Below are 15,450 nucleotides of genomic sequence, written 5' to 3'. Positions count from 1 at the left end.
TAGGATATTGCAGACTTGTTCCGACTTTTTCATTCCGCTAAAGGAGAGATCAAAGTGAAATCTTTTCGCAATTCCGTGGGCGTCTTGCTCTGCACCTGCCTATTGGCTGCCTCCCCTGCCGCATTGCCCCATGCTGCCGCTCTCACCACAACCAGCTACGAGGAGGCGCTCAAAACCGCTCCTCACAGCGTCAAAAAAACGGTAGAGAATACGCTTGAATTCTTCGGGTTGAGTGATGAAACGATTTCATTCCAAAGCTCCACATCAGGGGGGTGGAGGGTTACCATGACCAATACCGCAGACGCTTCGAGCTCGGGCAGCATCCCGACGTCCGTGACTCTGTTGTTTTCCAAAAAGGACCAAAAGCTGACGCAGATGACGGCTTACTGGGCCAAGCAGCCCACAAACAAAACGGCTGATCTCGAAGGCGCGGTGAGTGAAGCGCAGGACTTTGCCCAATCCGTGATCGGTGAGAATTATGACGTCTCCTCACAAGCCACGATTACGTTTCATTCAAAGGCTGAGGTGTCGATCTATCCGATCGTGAAAGACATTCCTGTCCAAAAGCCTGTGGGCCGAATCATCGTCGATGAAGCAGGCCATGTCATCTCTTTCCATCGACTGGATTCCTACATCGACGAGCGGCTTCTCCCTTCGAAAGCAGACGTCCTTTCTACAGAAAAGGCAAAGCAGGCTTTCAGCGATCAGCTCAAGCTGGAGCTCGCTTACGACGATGAACAGGGGCAGTATCAATATGTAGCCATGCCGTATCCTTCCATTGATGCCAAAACGGGCAAAGCCTTTTTGAATTCCGTCCAATCTGTGAACACTTCTTTTACCGTAGGAACTGCCAAAAAAGAACTGGCAGCCGTCTCAGCCAATCGCGCCAAAGAAATGGCGAAAACCTTTCTGGGCTTGCAAGCAGATCAAGTAGCGGTCTCTACTTCTAGAGAAAGCCATCCGAACGAAACGCCCATTACGATCCACACCGCAAGTGACAAAAACGGGTCGTTCGAAATTCGGGTCAACGAAAAAACCGGTGAGCTGCAGACAATCAGAGAGAAGAACAGGGGTCGGGGCAGCGAAGCTTCGCCTTCCTCAGTAGCGGACGCGAAGAAACAGGCACTCAGCTTTATCGAGCAGTACATTCCTTTGAACGAAGGGGACTACATGCTCCGCGAGTCCACTTTTACGCAACATGAAACGGCATACCGCTTGAGTCTCTATCCGAGCGTGAACGGTGTTCGTACGACCAAACCGATCGTTGTCCTCACCATGGACTTGCTTGGAAATACCGTGACGAACGTGAGCACGCGAGCGTTTGCCGCACCGTCTGCCGAAGCCATTCCAGCCTTCATATCCGCTGAGGAAGCGAAGAAACAATGGGTGAAGGCCCTCGAACCCAAGCTGAACTACGTCTTTGCGGACCCAGAGGACGATCACGCGATATTGGCCTATGTGGCGTCCATTTCAGCGCAGAGTCACTACGTCGATGCGATTTCGGGTACCGTTTCCAGCTATAAATAAGAGACAGAATAAAACAAAGCCAGAGGGACAGTCCCCCTGGCTTTTACTTGTATGTGATGGTGCTAGCGAAGGGATTTGAACCCCCGACCTGCTGATTACGAATCAGCTGCACTACCCCTGTGCTACGCTAGCATGGCGATTACAGAAAATATTGTAGTAAACTTATCGCCAATTTTCAAGTGCTACGATCGCATGATTTTTTCGGTTTGCCGGAGCACGGCCCCAATGGGTTTGTCGGATATCACGAGGTCTGCATAGCGATCCAGGGGAGTAGGGTCACGATTGATGATCACCAATTTCGCGCCCTGTTCCTTTGCCCGCTGCGGAAATAGGTTGGCAGGGCTGACCAGCAAGGACGATCCTAAGACGATAAACAAGTCCGCATCCCTCGTCCACTCCTCGGCAAGCTCGAGTGCCGCATAGGGGAGCGATTCCCCGAACAAGACAACGGATGGTCGCAAAAATCCCCCACACTCACAGATGGTTCCCTCTTCCGGCAAATACCTGGCACTCGGGTATTCGCGACCGCACCGCAGGCAGCGGACTGTGGTGAGTGTGCCATGCAGCTCTGCTACCGATTGACTTCCTGCTCGCTGATGAAACCCATCGACATTCTGGGTAATCATCCCCCGAATCCATCCACGCGTCTCCCAAGCTGCCAACACCTCATGCCCAGCATGCGGCTGACACGCGAGCAAGCCCTCGATACGCATCCGATAAAAGTCGACAAACGATCGCCGATTATGGTACATCGCTTGCGTGCTCGCCAGCTTGGTCGGATCCTGCCCGCTCCATAAGCCTGTCTGCGAACGGAAATCAGGCAGTCCGCTCTCCGTCGACATCCCCGCCCCTGAAAAGACGACGCAAGAGCTAGCCTCTCTGATCCACTTCGCAAGCTCCCCTAACCGATCCATGCCATCCCTCTCCTTCACCCGTTTCCCTGTTTCTCATATTGTAATAGTAGACGATGCATTTTGTACATGTAGGAGGTTGTCTCGAATATGGCGACTTACTTCGTTTCGGATATACACGGTCAAAATCAGGCATTCCAAAAGGCGCTTCAGGAAGCTTCCTTTTCCCCCATGAAAAATGATCATTTATACGTCATCGGTGACATGATCGACCGTGGCCCGCAGTCAAAAGAGGTGCTGCTTGGTCTGATGGAACTGAGGCAGCAGTACCCTCAGCAGGTTTTTCTGATCAAAGGAAACCACGAGCAAATGTTTGAAGACTGGCTCACCGGAAGAGGAAATGCCGAGAACTATTTGCGCTTCAATGGAGGCGATGCGACCGTTCGCTCGTTTTTAGGCAGCCGCCCCTTGCGGCGAGCGTTTGTGGGAGGACTCCCTGCCCCAGACATCCAGGAAGAGGCGCGCCAAGTCATTCTTGCCCAATATCCGTTTTTGCTGCCTGCCCTGCAATCTCTCCCCCTTTATCTAGAGCTTCCTGCCGATGAACGCTCCGGGGCTCCTGCTGTTCTGCTGGTGCATGCGGGAATCAGACCCGGTATCCCGTTGGCCGAGCAAAATCCTGAGGATCTTCTGTGGATTAGGGAGCCGTTTTTCTTGGGTTATCAAGGAGAACGCCCCATTGTCTTTGGTCACACCCCGGTTCCCAAGCTCCCGGGTTATCACGGAACGGGACCTTGGATCAGGCAAAACCTTGTCGGGATTGACGGAGGAGCCGCGTACCGACGAGGCGTCATGCTGGTGGAGTGGCCTTCCCTACAGTCGATTTTCGTCCCGATCCGTGACGTCCATCCTTACCCAATCGTGCAGGTAAACGGGTGAAACGGCAGTTTGTCCAAATGATATATTGTCTCTTGTCCGCTTTTACACTACAATGGGTAGTGGAATCGGGCATACCTCTTGCGGACAAGCCCGTACGCTCACCTAAGTTTTTCAAATCAATTCCCAATCGTACTATGCTAAGATGAGGACGAGGTGTTTTTATGAAGCGTGCACAAGCCATGGAACAAGCCATGTTTGCTTCCTGGGGAGTCGCCCTGATTGCCACAGCCGGCAGTCTCTTTTTTTCAGAAGTGCTGAAATACATACCGTGTGACCTGTGCTGGTACCAGCGGATTTTGATGTACCCACTGGTCATTTTGCTGGGAGTGGCTTCCGCGAAAAAAGATTACAAGATGTCTTTTTACACGTTGATCCTTTCCGTAATAGGCGGGCTGATTTCCCTCTATCATTATTTGATCCAAAAAGTCCCGGCCCTGCATGAGCTCGGGAATGCCTGCGGGATCGTACCTTGCAATTCCGATTACATCAACTGGCTTGGCTTTATTACGATTCCGTTTCTGGCACTGATCGCTTTTTCCTTGATCATCGTGCTGCAAATCTTCATCTTGAAAAATGGAAAGGAGCAATAATCCATGAAAAAAATCATTTTTTTCTCCATCCTGGTAGCGGCCCTGTTGATCGGAGCCATCGTCTACTCCGACATTTCCAACCGCCAGCAAGCGGCAGGCAACCCGTATGGCAAAGCCAATCTCAATCCAGCGACGCTCGAGCAGCTTAAGGATCCGCTGTATGATAACCTGATCATGCCTGACGAATTAAAAACCCGCCTGAACAACAAAGAAGATTTGTTCGTCTACTATTACAGCCCGCTGTGCGAACACTGCCAAGCCACTACTCCTGTTTTGGTGCCGATCGTGCGAGACATGAAGATCGACATGAAAAAGCACAACCTCCTGGAATTCAACTCCAGCTGGGATGACTTCCAAATCGAGTACACCCCTACCTTGGTTCATTACAAAGGGGGACAAGAAGTAGCTCGTCTGGTAGGCGGACATGAAGCAAACGAGTGGAAGCAATGGTTGGAAGAACAGAAAAAATCATAAAATTGCCTCCAGCCTCCCGTTCCTAGACCGGGGGCTGTTTATTCGGGAAGATGACATTTATGTGAACACCCGGTGATCTTTTGGAAGAAATAGCCCGAATGAGTCATTAGGCTTTTCCCTTCCTTTGCCTATAATGATGAATGGGGAAGATCTTGGAATATCGGGGTTTGTTCAGGATGATCACCTATTTGACTACCACTTTTGGCTTTCGGGCGACATGGAACCCGGAGCTGATGGCCTTGACTCTCGTCTTGGGGATTGCCTATTTTACGCTGATCGGCCCGCTTCGCCATACCTTCGCCCATGCTGCTCCCGTCACACCGGGCAAGAAATGCATGGTCGTGGCTGGCCTCCTGCTCTTTTACTTTGGAATGGGAAGTCCGCTGAACGTCGCGGGACACTTTTTGTTTAGTGCTCACATGCTCCAGCAATCCCTGCTTTATCTGGTCATGCCTTTGCTTTTGCTCGGCGGAACGCCTGCCTGGCTATTGCGTCCGCTCCTAGAGAGAAAGTGGTCCCGCGCTGCCCTTCGTACACTCAGCCACCCTATCCCTGCGGTTCTCTTGTTTAACGCCTTGTTTTCGTTTTATCACATGCCTGTCATTTTGGACATGGCCATGAATCAGCTTGCGATGCACAATTTGATTCACCTGCTGTTGCTTTTTAGCTCCCTGCTCATGTGGATGCCAGTCATCGCACCGTTACCCGAAATTCACCGGCTGACAGAGCTGCAAAAGCTGGCGTATATCTTTGCGAACGGTGTTCTGATTACTCCAGCCTGCGCCTTGATCATCTTCTCCGCCAACCCGCTGTACGAAACCTATGTGAATGGCCCTACGATGCTCTGTGCCCCCTTCTTCGCGGCACCCATCGACAAGTCGATGTTCGCGGTCCCGCTGCAAGCTCTTGACGATCAGCGGTTAGGTGGTATTATCATGAAGCTGATGCAGGAATTAACCTACGGCTCCGTATTGGCTTACATATTCGCCTCGTGGTATCGAAAAGAAAAGGATCAGCCGGATGATCAACTGCTCCCTCAGTAAACAAGCACAAAGGAGGCCAAAATGATGCCCATGACACCCGTCGCCGCGATGCGACTCAGACGGCTGCTCCTCTATTTACCGGCCCTCGTGCTCGTGGCGTTAGTTGCCTCCTGGTTTTGGGGCGGTTCGCAAAGCGTCAAAGCGACACTGCCCTCTCTTTTCCTGGAGACGCTGGATGGAGAGAGGTACGCCCTCTCACCTAGGCCTGGCAATGTTCGCCTGGTGGAGCTGATCTATACGCGCTGTCCTGATGTATGTCCGACGACAACCGTGAAAATGGTCCAGCTGCAAAAACGGCTGAAGGAAGCCCAGCTGATGGGCAATGGGGTGGAATTTTTGACGATCACAATCGACCCCCAACATGATACACCTGCAGTACTGCGCAAATATGCCAAGCAGCTTGGTATCGATGCACAGGGCTGGTCCATCCTGCGAGGGGATGAGAGCTCCCTCCAGAACGTCACCAGCTCGCTTGGCTTCATTGCCAGCAAGACAGAAGACGGATTTATTTCACACACCACCAGCACTTATTTGGTCAATTCAAGCAACGAAGTCATTCGCAAGTTTGGCATGGGAGATGATTTTGATCCCGATGACATTTATCTGCAGCTGATGAACCTGAAAAAGGAAGGATTGTAAAGATGAAACGCTATGTATTTCCCTTACTATGTCTTCTCTGCTTGCTGGCGACCGCCTGCGGCAAGGACAACCAGGAAGCGGCACTACCCTCTTCCGAACCGATCGATGCGGCTTTTTCCATGCTGCCTGCAAATCCAGCAAAAGGGGAGACCATCACGTTTTCTGTCAAAGTCACACAGAACGGCAGTCCCGTCGACGATGCCAAGGAAGTCAAATTTGAATGGTGGAAGGACGGCCAGGAACAGCATGTGACGATTCCGGCTACCCTTCAGGCAGATGGTGTCTACACCGCCGTGCAATCGATCGGGGAGCCGGGCTCCTACTATGTTTACTACCACGTGACTGCTCGCGACTTTCATAACATGCAGAAAGTAGCCTTTACCGTTGGAGACGGCCAGCAGGCTAGCGATACGGGCACGGGAGGCACCGGACATCCCGGTCACACACAGACCCCTGCAGCGCATGACCATGGGAGCAGCGGTGATTCTGCCAGTGCCGATCACCCAGCAAGCAAGATTGACTTTCACTTCATGCCGCCGGAATCAGTCAAGGCGGCAGATTCCGCGATCTTTACCGTCCATTTGATGAGAGAGAACCAGAGCTTTTCACAGGCCACGGTGAAATTTGAATTCTGGCAAGGGAACGAAGAAAAGCATACTTTTGTTGACGCGACGGAAACGCAGCCAGGACAGTACAGCGCAGATGCTGCTCTCCCTACCGCTGGCAGCTACACCGTCAACGTGCACGTCGAGAAAGGGGACGTCCACGATCACAAGAGCTTCCCATTGTCGGTTCAATAATAGGGAATGATTGAGAAAGCCAAAAGGCGCATCCCCACTCTCACTTGGGACATGCGCCTTTTTCCTTATTCCTTAGCATGTAAAATAGGCAATCCTGTTCAGCTCGGTTCCGTAATATTGCCAGTGATCCCGCCTCCAGCGGTAGCCTGAAACGGAGTTACGGCTGATGTAAACGGGGTAGAACCAGAACGAATTGCCATTTCTCAGCCAGACATAGGAATAGCGGTATAAGCAAGGATAGAAGCTTCCTGCGTCAATGCGTCGTGTGCCCCCGTATCCATGCTGTCCTGGCGAGCTCGGCGTCCTGCTAGGCGGCGGTCCTGGCGGCGGCGGCGGGAATCCTCCGGGTGCCCCGGATGATCCTGGATAACCTCCGGGCGGCGGTGGTGGCGGAAAACCATATGACATGACGTTCACCTCCTACAAGTCTCCCTATAGGAAATGCAGCAAGTGCGGATATGGCATGTGCGTTTGCCGCCCGTCATTCACCTATTTTTTCCGCTCCTGTCTTCTGTGCCATTATCACGTATGCAAAAAGCCCTGTAAAATGGGAAAAGGGACAACGCACTCGCGCTGTCCCTTTTCTCGTTTTCACCTTAATACGGGCGTCCACCCATGATAAAGCGGTATTCCCAGTGCGTACCCTTGAAATCGGTCATTTTGACGCCGCCCGACTCTTTGGAGAATGTATGGAGCAGCTTGCCATCTCCCATGTAGATTCCGACATGGGTCATGCTCTGCTTGGATACGTCAATGTTTTTATAATCCGACTCCCTCCAGCCTTTGTAGCTCATGAAGAAGACCAGATCGCCTTTTTTCAGCTTGTTGATGTCAGTCGTGTACGAACCGTGACTCTTGACATAGTTAGCCTGTGCTTTCGTTCCGCCAGTGCCCATATTGATGCCGGCTCCATCCCTATAGGCCCACATGGTGAATTCGGAGCAATCCATCGTCTTTTTGTTCGATCGGGTCGATCCGTATTCATACGGCGTCCCCAAGTATTTCTTTCCGGCTTCGATGACTTTGTCTCCGATATTCGATGTTTCAGGATTCGTCGTTCCTGGATCAGGAGTCGTTCCTGTATCTTGCAGCACTCGGCGTATGCCTACCAGCTTCTTCGTATAATCGCTGACCTTTTTCAGAACCACGGCATCTTCGCCCTGAGACGCATAGATGTACTGGTCATTGCCGATGTAAATTCCCATGAAGCTCGGTGCTCCCGAACCAGTCGAAGAGAAGAACAGCAGGTCGCCTGCTTGCTTATTATCTTCCGACACCTTTTCGCCTGCTTTGTACAGCTCCGCGATCGTATCGTCCACATTGATTCCCACTTGTTTGAATATGTACGTTGCCAAGCCGGCCGACCCAAAGGAACTAGGTCCTGTAGCGCCGTATTTGTAATCTTTCCCGATTAACGTCTTGGCGATGTTGATTACCTCTGCTGACTTGGCAGAAGATTGCGAATCCACAGTCTGCGCTGCTGCAGCATGTCCACCTTCCGTGAACATGAGCAAGGATGCACTCAACATGACGGCGACAGTCGATTTTTGCAACCAATCTCGTTTCGTCATTCGTTCTCCTCCTGGCTGTGTCTTTCCCAACGGATTGGGTACGGAACCAGTTTACGGGAAAATCGGCGGACCTAGTAGGCTGTAAATCTTTCCAATAGAGGATTTGATTACATAGGCGGATGTCCAAAGCCCTAGCTCGTTTCTTGGATTCTAGTTGGGATGGTGCCAGTTAAAAAGCGCTTGTCCTCCTAGCGGACAAGCGCTCCTGGGCACAGCGAGTCTATGCCTTTCTTTTCCGACGGCCCCTTACCATTTCCTTGCGCAAAAACAAAACCGTATCCCCCATTTTCAATCGATGAGAGCCTTTTACGAGGAAAGAGGTATCGGGTCTGATCCGCTCCGAAAGCAGCTGATGCAGTCTGCTTTTCGTGTGGCAATGAATGACTCGGTTGGCTGGAAAACCGGAACGAATGGCTGCACGCGCAATGTGGCGAGCGCTCGCTCCCAGCGTGTACAGGTAATCGACTTCCCTTTGACTTACGTATCGACCCACTTCTTCATGTGCCTGAATCTCGTAATTTCCCATCTCCAGCATACTGGCGAGAACCGCAACTTTCGTCCCGCTTCCTACCTGACAAAGCACGTCGATCGCTGCCTTGGCAGCATCTGGGTTCGAGCTGTAGGTATCATCAAGAACCTGTACATTGTCATCCAGACGGTAGCGTGTAAGCCTTTTTCTTTGTGGGTGAAATGCGTTCAGACCTTCCCGAATCGTTTCCACGGAAAATCCCAACGAATGAGTCACGGCAATGGCAAACAAGGCATTGCTGATATTGTGCTCTCCCAATATCGGAAGGTAAAATTCCTCTAGTCTTTCTCCGATGAAACAGGAGAAACGAATTCCCCGATCTTCGACATGGATGTCCGTTGCTCGGTAGTCTGCGTCTTCCTCGATTCCAATCGTAACAAATTTGCCGGAAAATGAGCCTACATACGGCTGCATCGTCATTTGGCGCGAGTAAGGGCAATCTTGATTGAGAAAGACGGTCCCCGTCCGTTTCATGCAGCGGATCAGCTCTGATTTTGCCATCGCGATTCCGCTCATTTTGCCCCCGAAATTACCTATGTGTGCCGTACCGATATTCGTGATGACACCGATTGATGGCTGTATCATTTCACAGTGCTTTTTTATGTGACCGCTTCCCAAAATCCCGTATTCGAGGACGACAGCTTGATGCTCATCCGAGATGCGCCTGGCATGCGCCCGCGTATTCCCTAAGAAGTTTTTGTTATGCATCGATTTGTAAATGTTCCAGCGCCTGCCCAGAATGGAAGATATCAATTCCTTTGTCGTCGTCTTCCCGGCACTGCCTGTCACCGCGATCACGGGCTTTTGGAGAATGAGTGTCTTCATAGGCTGTGCTTTCGCCTTCGTTTTGGCGATCCTTTTCCCGAAACCCTTCATTGGATACCCCCTCCTCTGCGAGTCCTCACCATCAGCTTGGATATTGTATGAGGAACACATAGAGCCTGTATGGACCTTTATCTATGAAAACGTTCCGCTATCATCCAAAACAAGCGGACCTCGCCCCGAATAAGGTAGAAAAAGAGAGGTGAGGCCTATGAATCGCAGAGCTACAATCGCCGCAGTAGGCGACATTCTGATGTGGAGGGAACAGGTCGAGTCCGCGAAAATACTAGGAACCCAGAGCTACTCGTTTGCTGAGATGTTCGCACCTGTGACTCCCCTCTTGCAGCGTGCTGATTTGACCATCGGCAACTTGGAGACAACGTTTAGCGGCAGGACACAGCCCTACCAAATCGGGTCAGCCCGCACAGGCTATCCGAGGTTCAACTGCCCGGATGAGCTGGCTCGCGACCTGCGGCAGGCGGGGTTCGATGTCCTCACGACCGTCAACAATCACTGTCTGGATGGGGGGCCACAAGGTCTGCTCCGTACGCTAGACGTGCTGGATCAGCACCAGATCGCTCATACCGGGACGTATCGCACGGCCGAAGAAGCCTCGACCTTTCTGATCCGTGAGGTAAACGGCATACGAATCGGCATACTGGCGTATACGTACGGTACCAACAAGCAGCAGGTACCCGTGGAATCACCGTGGATCGTCAATCTGCTGGATCCGTCTGTCATCGAGCAGGACCTCTCACGCTTGCGTCCAGAGGTCGATTTGCTGATCCTCTGCCTGCACTTTGGCGTAGAGTTCCGCTTCACGCCTACTCAGAGGCAACGCATCCTGGCGCAAAATCTATTGGAACGAGGGGCGGACGTCATTCTAGGTGCGCATCCGCACGTGCTGCAGCCAGTCGTCACACCCATCATCACGACAGCCGATGGCAGGAAAAAGCGCACATTGGTCGCTTATTCATTAGGAAATTTCACGTCGGAAAAAATGCTGTCGTTTGATCAGTCCCAATGTGGGGCGATATTGCAATTTGCTGTGGAAAAGGATCCCCAGGGCCAAACGAGCCTTACCGATATCCGGATCGTTCCTACCTATTCTCAGCGCTATTTTTCGGGCGGGCGCGCCAAATTCCGCGTCATGCCGATGCGGGCCTATTTGAGAAGGCCAGATAAGCATCTGGCGCTACGTGGACGCAGGCGATTGCAGCAGCTCTGGAATCGCGCGACACAGGTTATCGGGAGGCGCTTCGTGTAATCGTTCTCAATAACAGCGAAAGGAGCGTGATTGAGGCACGCTCCTTTTTTGTACAGATAAGAATTTATAAGATTCTTATCCAGTATAAGTGCAACATAGCGAGACCTCGATCAAAGTGAGAAGGCGAGACTTGTGCCCTTTGGGTACTAATGCGAGACCTGTACCCTTTGGGTGCAAAAGCTTGGCGCAGCCAAGTTTTCTAACTTATCTGTCCGAATCCAAACGGCTGCAAATTGCCTGCTGGTAAGATGGGCTCCTCACTCCATTGTGATCTCTGCAAAAGAAGCCCTCGTCGCTTTTGCCAGATCTGCAATGGATAATTCAATTTGCACGCCGATTTTCCCGCCGCTGACGATAATGGTGTCCAGGGTCTGAGCACTTTCTTCGATGACGGTGGGGTACCATTTTTTCATGCCAATCGGCGAACACCCTCCGCGAATGTATCCCGACACAGTAGTGATATCTTTGACGGGAATCATCTCTACTTTCTTTTCGCTAACCGCTTTCGCAGCTTTTTTTAGGTCAAGCTCAGCTTCGACAGGTATGACGAAGACGTAGTACGCCTTGCTCGCCCCTTGAGAAATCAATGTTTTGTAAACCACACCTTTTTCTCTGCCGATTTTTTGGGCGACGGACACGCCGTCTATTTTGCCATCGTCTGCTGAATACGACAGCATCCCGTAGTCGATCTTTTCCTTGTCCAGGATGCGCATCGCGTTCGTTTTCCCTTGCTTCATTTTCGTCTCCTCTGCTTCTCTCTTTTTTCAACTTGCCAGTCCTTTACTTTCCTGTCTTCATTATTCTCCCCTTATTGTAACGGGAAAAATGGAGATTGACTGGAAGAATTTTTCTCTATAAAATGGTGATGTAACTAGCAAAATTACATTTATGAGTTACTTTATCCGGAAAGGGGGGACTCTCATGCTGTTTTACCCACGCACGTTAAAAAAGGAGAGTGCCTTTTATGTACACGATTCGTCCCATTTTTCCTCATGAGCTCGACATGTTCTCGGCCATATCCACCCCGGTCCATCGACAATCGTCAATTCGCGCTTACCTTGAACAAATGTTTGAAAAAGGGGCCATGCGTCCTGATTGGTGCTTTGTTTTGGAAAAGGAAGGCACAGGGATTGGCCGTGTAGCTTTTTGGACGCTGCCTGGAAAAGCAAGCCCATTGGATATCTTTTTGCTTGATCTTCCGTGGGATGATGCGCATTGCTCACAGCTGGCTGATCTTCTGTGGCAGCGCCTGCTTTTGACCTGCAGAGAAACGGGGGTCACGCAACTCGGATACGTTTTGGACTCACCCGCTGCTGCTCCTCAATGGCAGGAAAATCGCAAAGAGCGCAAACACATTTTGAGCAAGCTCGGATTTGAATTACAGCGGGAAACCTCTCGTTTTGAATGGAATTCCGAGAACGGCATCGCTCCTTTCGCCCTGATGCCGGCACCAGACGCTGGTATCGTATACCGCAGCTTGACGGAGGTCGGGGAAGATGCCTTTCTGGATGCGATCATGCGGGGGTCCACGTCTACCTTGGATCGCCTGATTGCGAAGGAACGCGCTGAGCATGGTCCCCTCGCCCAGGCGCGAGAGATCTTTCAAGGTTTACAAAGCATGTCTTATGAACCAGACTGGTGGGAACTTGCCTATGCGCCAGACGAGAGGGTCATCGGATTCATCCTCCCTACAAAAAGTCCCACTTTTGCAACGATTGGGTACATCGGGGTGCTGCCCGACTTCCGAGGGCGCGGCTATGTCGATCAGCTGTTGAACCGAGGAGTTTCCACACTCGTTCAAGCAGGTGAAAAGTTCATACGCGCCGACACCGATCTATGCAACCACCCCATGGCAAAAGCCTTTCTGCGAGCTGGCTTCCATCAGTTTGCCGAGCGCAGCGAATATCGTTCTTCCCTCCTTCTCTAGCATGCAAAAAGGGTGCGATTGCCTGTGCAATCACACCCTGCTTTTGTTTATTCATCTAAGGATAAACATCATCGGTGTCCTGATGATTTGCTCTGTCTGTTAGGGAGCCGCATTGACTGTCTCTTCGGATACCATCCGTCTCAACAGCTCTGTCGCCTCGTCACGATCCAGATTGCATACAAGCTCGATCTCACTGATCAAGTTCAGCATCGCATTGTCCAGCATGATCCGATCGCTCGTTCCCAGCACCTTGTTTCGGCTGATCAATTGCAAATCGCGGACCACTTCTGCCCCTTGATAAATATTGCCGCTCTTCAACTTTTCTGTGTTCACTTTCATCCGTTGGGCTGAATTCTGCGACAGGTCTGGTTCCCCCGCGTGGAAGACAGCAAAAACGTGTTCCAGTGTTTGTCCGTCTACGATCGCGCGAATTCCCAAAGCGGACATCTTTTCAACAGGAACCATGATGTCGAGTTCTTTCAGCAACATATGCAACACAAAATACAGATGTTTTTCCCCGAGAAACTCTTTTTCCTCCATAGCCTCAATGATGCCAGCACCATGCATAGGATAAAAAATCTTGTCTCCAACTTGAAACATACGTCCACCTCCTTTACTTCCAACTCATTCATTATAACACACTTCAGGAATAAAAATATTTATATTATCACAAGAATTTATTTGCAGTCAATATTTTTCACTGCATAATTTTACTAAAAGTACATAGTTTCCCCTGGTTGGAAAAAAGGTACGTGCCTATAAGAATCATATACATTCTTTTCTGAATGAAAAAAGCCAGTTACAGGCACGAATGGACGTGCTGTAGACTGGCTGGTTTTGATTTCCTTACAGATGGGAGCCTCCACTCGCATCGATCAACTGTCCCGTTACCCACCGGCTGTCCGCTGACGCAAGGAAAGCGGCAATATCGGCGACGTCTGCCGGTTGCCCCCAACGCCCAAAGGTTGACAGGCTCGCTGCGAATTGCTGTCCCTCTGGGTTTTGCAAAGTCCCCGCATTCATATCCGTGTCTATGATCCCCGGCATGATGGCATTAACTGTGATTTGACGGGGCCCGAGGTGCTTCGCCAGGTTATAGGTCAACGTGTTGATTGCGCCCTTTGAAATGCTGTAGCCAAACAAATTGGGAAAGGCAATCCTCGTCACAGCGGAGGAAATATTGATGATCCTTCCCTCCTCTCTCATCCGCGGCAATGCTTGCTGAATGAGAAAAACGGGCGCTTTGACATGGAGATTCATCACTTCATCAAAAGATTCTTCGGTCGTCTCCTCAATGGTGGCACTCTGACCAATCCCCGCGTTGTTCACCAAAATATCGATCTGCGCTTTTCCTGTACGCTCCACAAGCGCTCGATCCAACTCCTCGAACAAACCGAGGATGCCTGGCACGGTGAGCAAATCCGCACCAATTGCAAAGGCACTCCCCCCGCGCTCTTGGATCTCCCGGACAACCCCATCGGCTGCTTCTCGCTTCTTTCCATAATGAACGGCTACGATCGCCCCATCCGTTGCCAGACGCAAAGCAATTCCACGTCCTATCCCTCTGCTCGCTCCTGTGACGAGCGCGATCTTTCCTGCCAAGTTTGTCATTTTTCCATCTCCTCGTGTTCGATCTTCCTTACATGTTAGTTTTAACATGAAGAGAATTTTGAAATGTTGCTCTCCCATTCCCTGGAAACTGCCGAGGAGAAAAGGATTTTCCGGACCCAATGGGGAATACTTGCTCGGTACATGATGAACTAGTGGAGGTGGCAGTGATGAACACAAATGCAGGACTCAAGGTCATTAAGCTCGAGATGAACGTGGAAGGTGGTCAGTTCGTTGTCCATACCGCACTCTTGTGGGACGGTGACGAGGCCATTCTCGTAGATACGGGCATTCCTGGACAGCTCAAGCTCATCCAATCGGTGATCGAGCAAGAATCCATTCCTTTTCAAAACCTAAAAAGGGTCATCATTACCCATCAGGACCGCGATCATATCGGCAGCCTGCCGGAGCTAGTCGATGCGTTCGAGGGAAATCTCGAGGTGATTGCCCATGAAGTGGCTGTTCCATATATCGCGGGAGAGCTGCCTCTGATCAAAAGCGGAGCGATGGCTCCCCCTGTCAGAGTCAATCACATCGTGCAAGATGGCGATGTTCTTCCGTACTGTGGCGGCATCCAAGTGATTTTTACTCCCGGTCATACACCTGACCACATTTCGTTGTACCATATCCCGAGCAAAACGCTCATCTCGGGTGATGCCCTGACGGCGCAGGACGGTGTGCTCATGCCTTTCAATCCAGCTTTTACCCCTGACAAAGAAAAGGCTCTGCAATCCATCGCCAAGCTAATCGATTTGGATATCGAGACCGTCATTGCCTATCACGGGGGCGTCTGCACGGGCGGGATCAAAGAGCGTCTTGCCGAAATCGTTGAGACCACACCCGTCTAAAAACGCAAAAACCAG

General features: G+C 51.2%; 17 protein-coding genes and 1 tRNA gene. 10 read left to right on the top strand and 8 right to left on the bottom strand.

The features are described 5' to 3' along the window. Positions 1-54 precede the first annotated feature (54 nt). On the top strand, positions 55-1,527 hold the full coding sequence (locus JNE38_RS10430) for a hypothetical protein (protein ID WP_203356489.1): 1,473 nt from the start codon (positions 55-57) through the stop codon (positions 1,525-1,527). A 57-nt stretch (positions 1,528-1,584) separates the two neighbouring features. Here JNE38_RS10430 and JNE38_RS10425 read toward each other — a convergent pair. Beyond that, positions 1,585-1,659: transfer RNA gene (locus JNE38_RS10425), tRNA-Thr, on the bottom strand. Positions 1,660-1,709: 50 nt separating this feature from the next. Then, complete coding sequence (locus JNE38_RS10420; protein WP_203356488.1) at positions 1,710-2,441, bottom strand: NAD-dependent deacylase; 732 nt, start codon at positions 2,439-2,441, stop codon at positions 1,710-1,712. Between the two features lie 87 nt (positions 2,442-2,528). On the opposite strand from JNE38_RS10420, the gene JNE38_RS10415 reads away from it, so the two are divergent. The 6 genes from JNE38_RS10415 (at position 2,529) to JNE38_RS10390 (ending at position 6,863) form a co-directional block, all read left to right on the top strand. Further along, entirely contained in the window at positions 2,529-3,317 is a 789-nt protein-coding gene (locus JNE38_RS10415; RefSeq protein ID WP_203356487.1) for a metallophosphoesterase family protein, read from the top strand. Between the two features lie 161 nt (positions 3,318-3,478). After that, complete coding sequence (locus JNE38_RS10410; protein ID WP_203356486.1) at positions 3,479-3,907, top strand: disulfide oxidoreductase; 429 nt, start codon at positions 3,479-3,481, stop codon at positions 3,905-3,907. Positions 3,908-3,910: 3 nt separating this feature from the next. Further along, entirely contained in the window at positions 3,911-4,381 is a 471-nt protein-coding gene (locus tag JNE38_RS10405; protein ID WP_203356485.1) for a thioredoxin family protein, read from the top strand. 176 nt (positions 4,382-4,557) lie between these two features. Continuing rightward, positions 4,558-5,424, top strand: coding sequence for a cytochrome c oxidase assembly factor CtaG (ctaG, locus tag JNE38_RS10400; RefSeq protein WP_203357500.1), 867 nt, complete (start codon positions 4,558-4,560; stop codon positions 5,422-5,424). Positions 5,425-5,445: 21 nt separating this feature from the next. After that, positions 5,446-6,063, top strand: coding sequence for an SCO family protein (locus tag JNE38_RS10395; protein WP_238933613.1), 618 nt, complete (start codon positions 5,446-5,448; stop codon positions 6,061-6,063). Positions 6,064-6,065: 2 nt separating this feature from the next. Continuing rightward, positions 6,066-6,863: a FixH family protein gene (locus tag JNE38_RS10390; RefSeq protein WP_203356484.1), complete on the top strand. Its 798-nt coding sequence runs from the start codon at positions 6,066-6,068 to the stop codon at positions 6,861-6,863. Positions 6,864-6,935: 72 nt separating this feature from the next. On the opposite strand, the gene JNE38_RS10385 is transcribed toward JNE38_RS10390, so the two are convergent. From JNE38_RS10385 to JNE38_RS10375, 3 genes are all read right to left on the bottom strand, one after another. Further along, entirely contained in the window at positions 6,936-7,271 is a 336-nt protein-coding gene (locus JNE38_RS10385; RefSeq protein WP_203356483.1) for a transporter, read from the bottom strand. A 188-nt stretch (positions 7,272-7,459) separates the two neighbouring features. After that, complete coding sequence (locus tag JNE38_RS10380; protein WP_203356482.1) at positions 7,460-8,434, bottom strand: C40 family peptidase; 975 nt, start codon at positions 8,432-8,434, stop codon at positions 7,460-7,462. 220 nt (positions 8,435-8,654) lie between these two features. Continuing rightward, positions 8,655-9,839 carry a UDP-N-acetylmuramoyl-tripeptide--D-alanyl-D-alanine ligase gene (locus tag JNE38_RS10375; RefSeq protein ID WP_203356481.1) on the bottom strand — a complete coding sequence of 395 codons (1,185 nt, stop codon included), beginning with the start codon at positions 9,837-9,839 and terminating at the stop codon, positions 8,655-8,657. 157 nt (positions 9,840-9,996) lie between these two features. On the opposite strand from JNE38_RS10375, the gene JNE38_RS10370 reads away from it, so the two are divergent. Continuing rightward, positions 9,997-11,052 (top strand): CapA family protein, encoded by a 1,056-nt coding sequence (locus tag JNE38_RS10370; protein ID WP_203356480.1) that lies wholly within the window; start codon positions 9,997-9,999, stop codon positions 11,050-11,052. A gap of 257 nt (positions 11,053-11,309) precedes the next feature. Here the strand turns inward: JNE38_RS10370 and ybaK are convergent, their stop codons facing one another. Then, complete coding sequence (gene ybaK / locus JNE38_RS10365) at positions 11,310-11,789, bottom strand: Cys-tRNA(Pro) deacylase (RefSeq protein ID WP_203356479.1); 480 nt, start codon at positions 11,787-11,789, stop codon at positions 11,310-11,312. 227 nt (positions 11,790-12,016) lie between these two features. On the opposite strand from ybaK, the gene JNE38_RS10360 reads away from it, so the two are divergent. Continuing rightward, a complete protein-coding gene (locus tag JNE38_RS10360; RefSeq protein ID WP_203356478.1) occupies positions 12,017-12,979 on the top strand; it encodes a GNAT family N-acetyltransferase in 963 nt (320 codons plus the stop codon). 99 nt (positions 12,980-13,078) lie between these two features. On the opposite strand, the gene JNE38_RS10355 is transcribed toward JNE38_RS10360, so the two are convergent. After that, on the bottom strand, positions 13,079-13,579 hold the full coding sequence (locus tag JNE38_RS10355; protein ID WP_203356477.1) for a CarD family transcriptional regulator: 501 nt from the start codon (positions 13,577-13,579) through the stop codon (positions 13,079-13,081). Positions 13,580-13,825: 246 nt separating this feature from the next. Further along, complete coding sequence (locus JNE38_RS10350) at positions 13,826-14,590, bottom strand: SDR family oxidoreductase (RefSeq protein ID WP_203356476.1); 765 nt, start codon at positions 14,588-14,590, stop codon at positions 13,826-13,828. A 167-nt stretch (positions 14,591-14,757) separates the two neighbouring features. On the opposite strand from JNE38_RS10350, the gene JNE38_RS10345 reads away from it, so the two are divergent. Continuing rightward, entirely contained in the window at positions 14,758-15,435 is a 678-nt protein-coding gene (locus tag JNE38_RS10345) for an MBL fold metallo-hydrolase (RefSeq protein WP_203356475.1), read from the top strand. Positions 15,436-15,450 lie beyond the last annotated feature (15 nt).

It is taken from the genome of Brevibacillus choshinensis (genome assembly GCF_016811915.1).
Taxonomy (GTDB): Bacteria; Bacillota; Bacilli; order Brevibacillales; family Brevibacillaceae; genus Brevibacillus; species Brevibacillus choshinensis_A.
The sequence above is the reverse complement of the archived record's forward strand: the minus strand, read 5'-3'. Positions and strand labels throughout refer to the sequence as shown.

Excerpts from the sequence above, each read along its gene's own strand:
- JNE38_RS10420 (WP_203356488.1), bottom strand. The coding sequence starts at position 2,441 with ATGGATCGGTTAGGGGAGCTTGCGAAGTGGATCAGAGAGGCTAGCTCT.
- JNE38_RS10415 (WP_203356487.1), top strand. The coding sequence starts at position 2,529 with ATGGCGACTTACTTCGTTTCGGATATACACGGTCAAAATCAGGCATTC.
- JNE38_RS10410 (WP_203356486.1), top strand. The coding sequence starts at position 3,479 with ATGAAGCGTGCACAAGCCATGGAACAAGCCATGTTTGCTTCCTGGGGA.
- JNE38_RS10405 (WP_203356485.1), top strand. The coding sequence starts at position 3,911 with ATGAAAAAAATCATTTTTTTCTCCATCCTGGTAGCGGCCCTGTTGATC.
- ctaG (WP_203357500.1), top strand. The coding sequence starts at position 4,558 with ATGATCACCTATTTGACTACCACTTTTGGCTTTCGGGCGACATGGAAC.
- JNE38_RS10395 (WP_238933613.1), top strand. The coding sequence starts at position 5,446 with ATGATGCCCATGACACCCGTCGCCGCGATGCGACTCAGACGGCTGCTC.
- JNE38_RS10390 (WP_203356484.1), top strand. The coding sequence starts at position 6,066 with ATGAAACGCTATGTATTTCCCTTACTATGTCTTCTCTGCTTGCTGGCG.
- JNE38_RS10385 (WP_203356483.1), bottom strand. The coding sequence starts at position 7,271 with ATGTCATATGGTTTTCCGCCACCACCGCCGCCCGGAGGTTATCCAGGA.
- JNE38_RS10380 (WP_203356482.1), bottom strand. The coding sequence starts at position 8,434 with ATGACGAAACGAGATTGGTTGCAAAAATCGACTGTCGCCGTCATGTTG.
- JNE38_RS10375 (WP_203356481.1), bottom strand. The coding sequence starts at position 9,839 with ATGAAGGGTTTCGGGAAAAGGATCGCCAAAACGAAGGCGAAAGCACAG.
- JNE38_RS10370 (WP_203356480.1), top strand. The coding sequence starts at position 9,997 with ATGAATCGCAGAGCTACAATCGCCGCAGTAGGCGACATTCTGATGTGG.
- ybaK (WP_203356479.1), bottom strand. The coding sequence starts at position 11,789 with ATGAAGCAAGGGAAAACGAACGCGATGCGCATCCTGGACAAGGAAAAG.
- JNE38_RS10360 (WP_203356478.1), top strand. The coding sequence starts at position 12,017 with ATGTACACGATTCGTCCCATTTTTCCTCATGAGCTCGACATGTTCTCG.
- JNE38_RS10355 (WP_203356477.1), bottom strand. The coding sequence starts at position 13,579 with ATGTTTCAAGTTGGAGACAAGATTTTTTATCCTATGCATGGTGCTGGC.
- JNE38_RS10350 (WP_203356476.1), bottom strand. The coding sequence starts at position 14,590 with ATGACAAACTTGGCAGGAAAGATCGCGCTCGTCACAGGAGCGAGCAGA.
- JNE38_RS10345 (WP_203356475.1), top strand. The coding sequence starts at position 14,758 with ATGAACACAAATGCAGGACTCAAGGTCATTAAGCTCGAGATGAACGTG.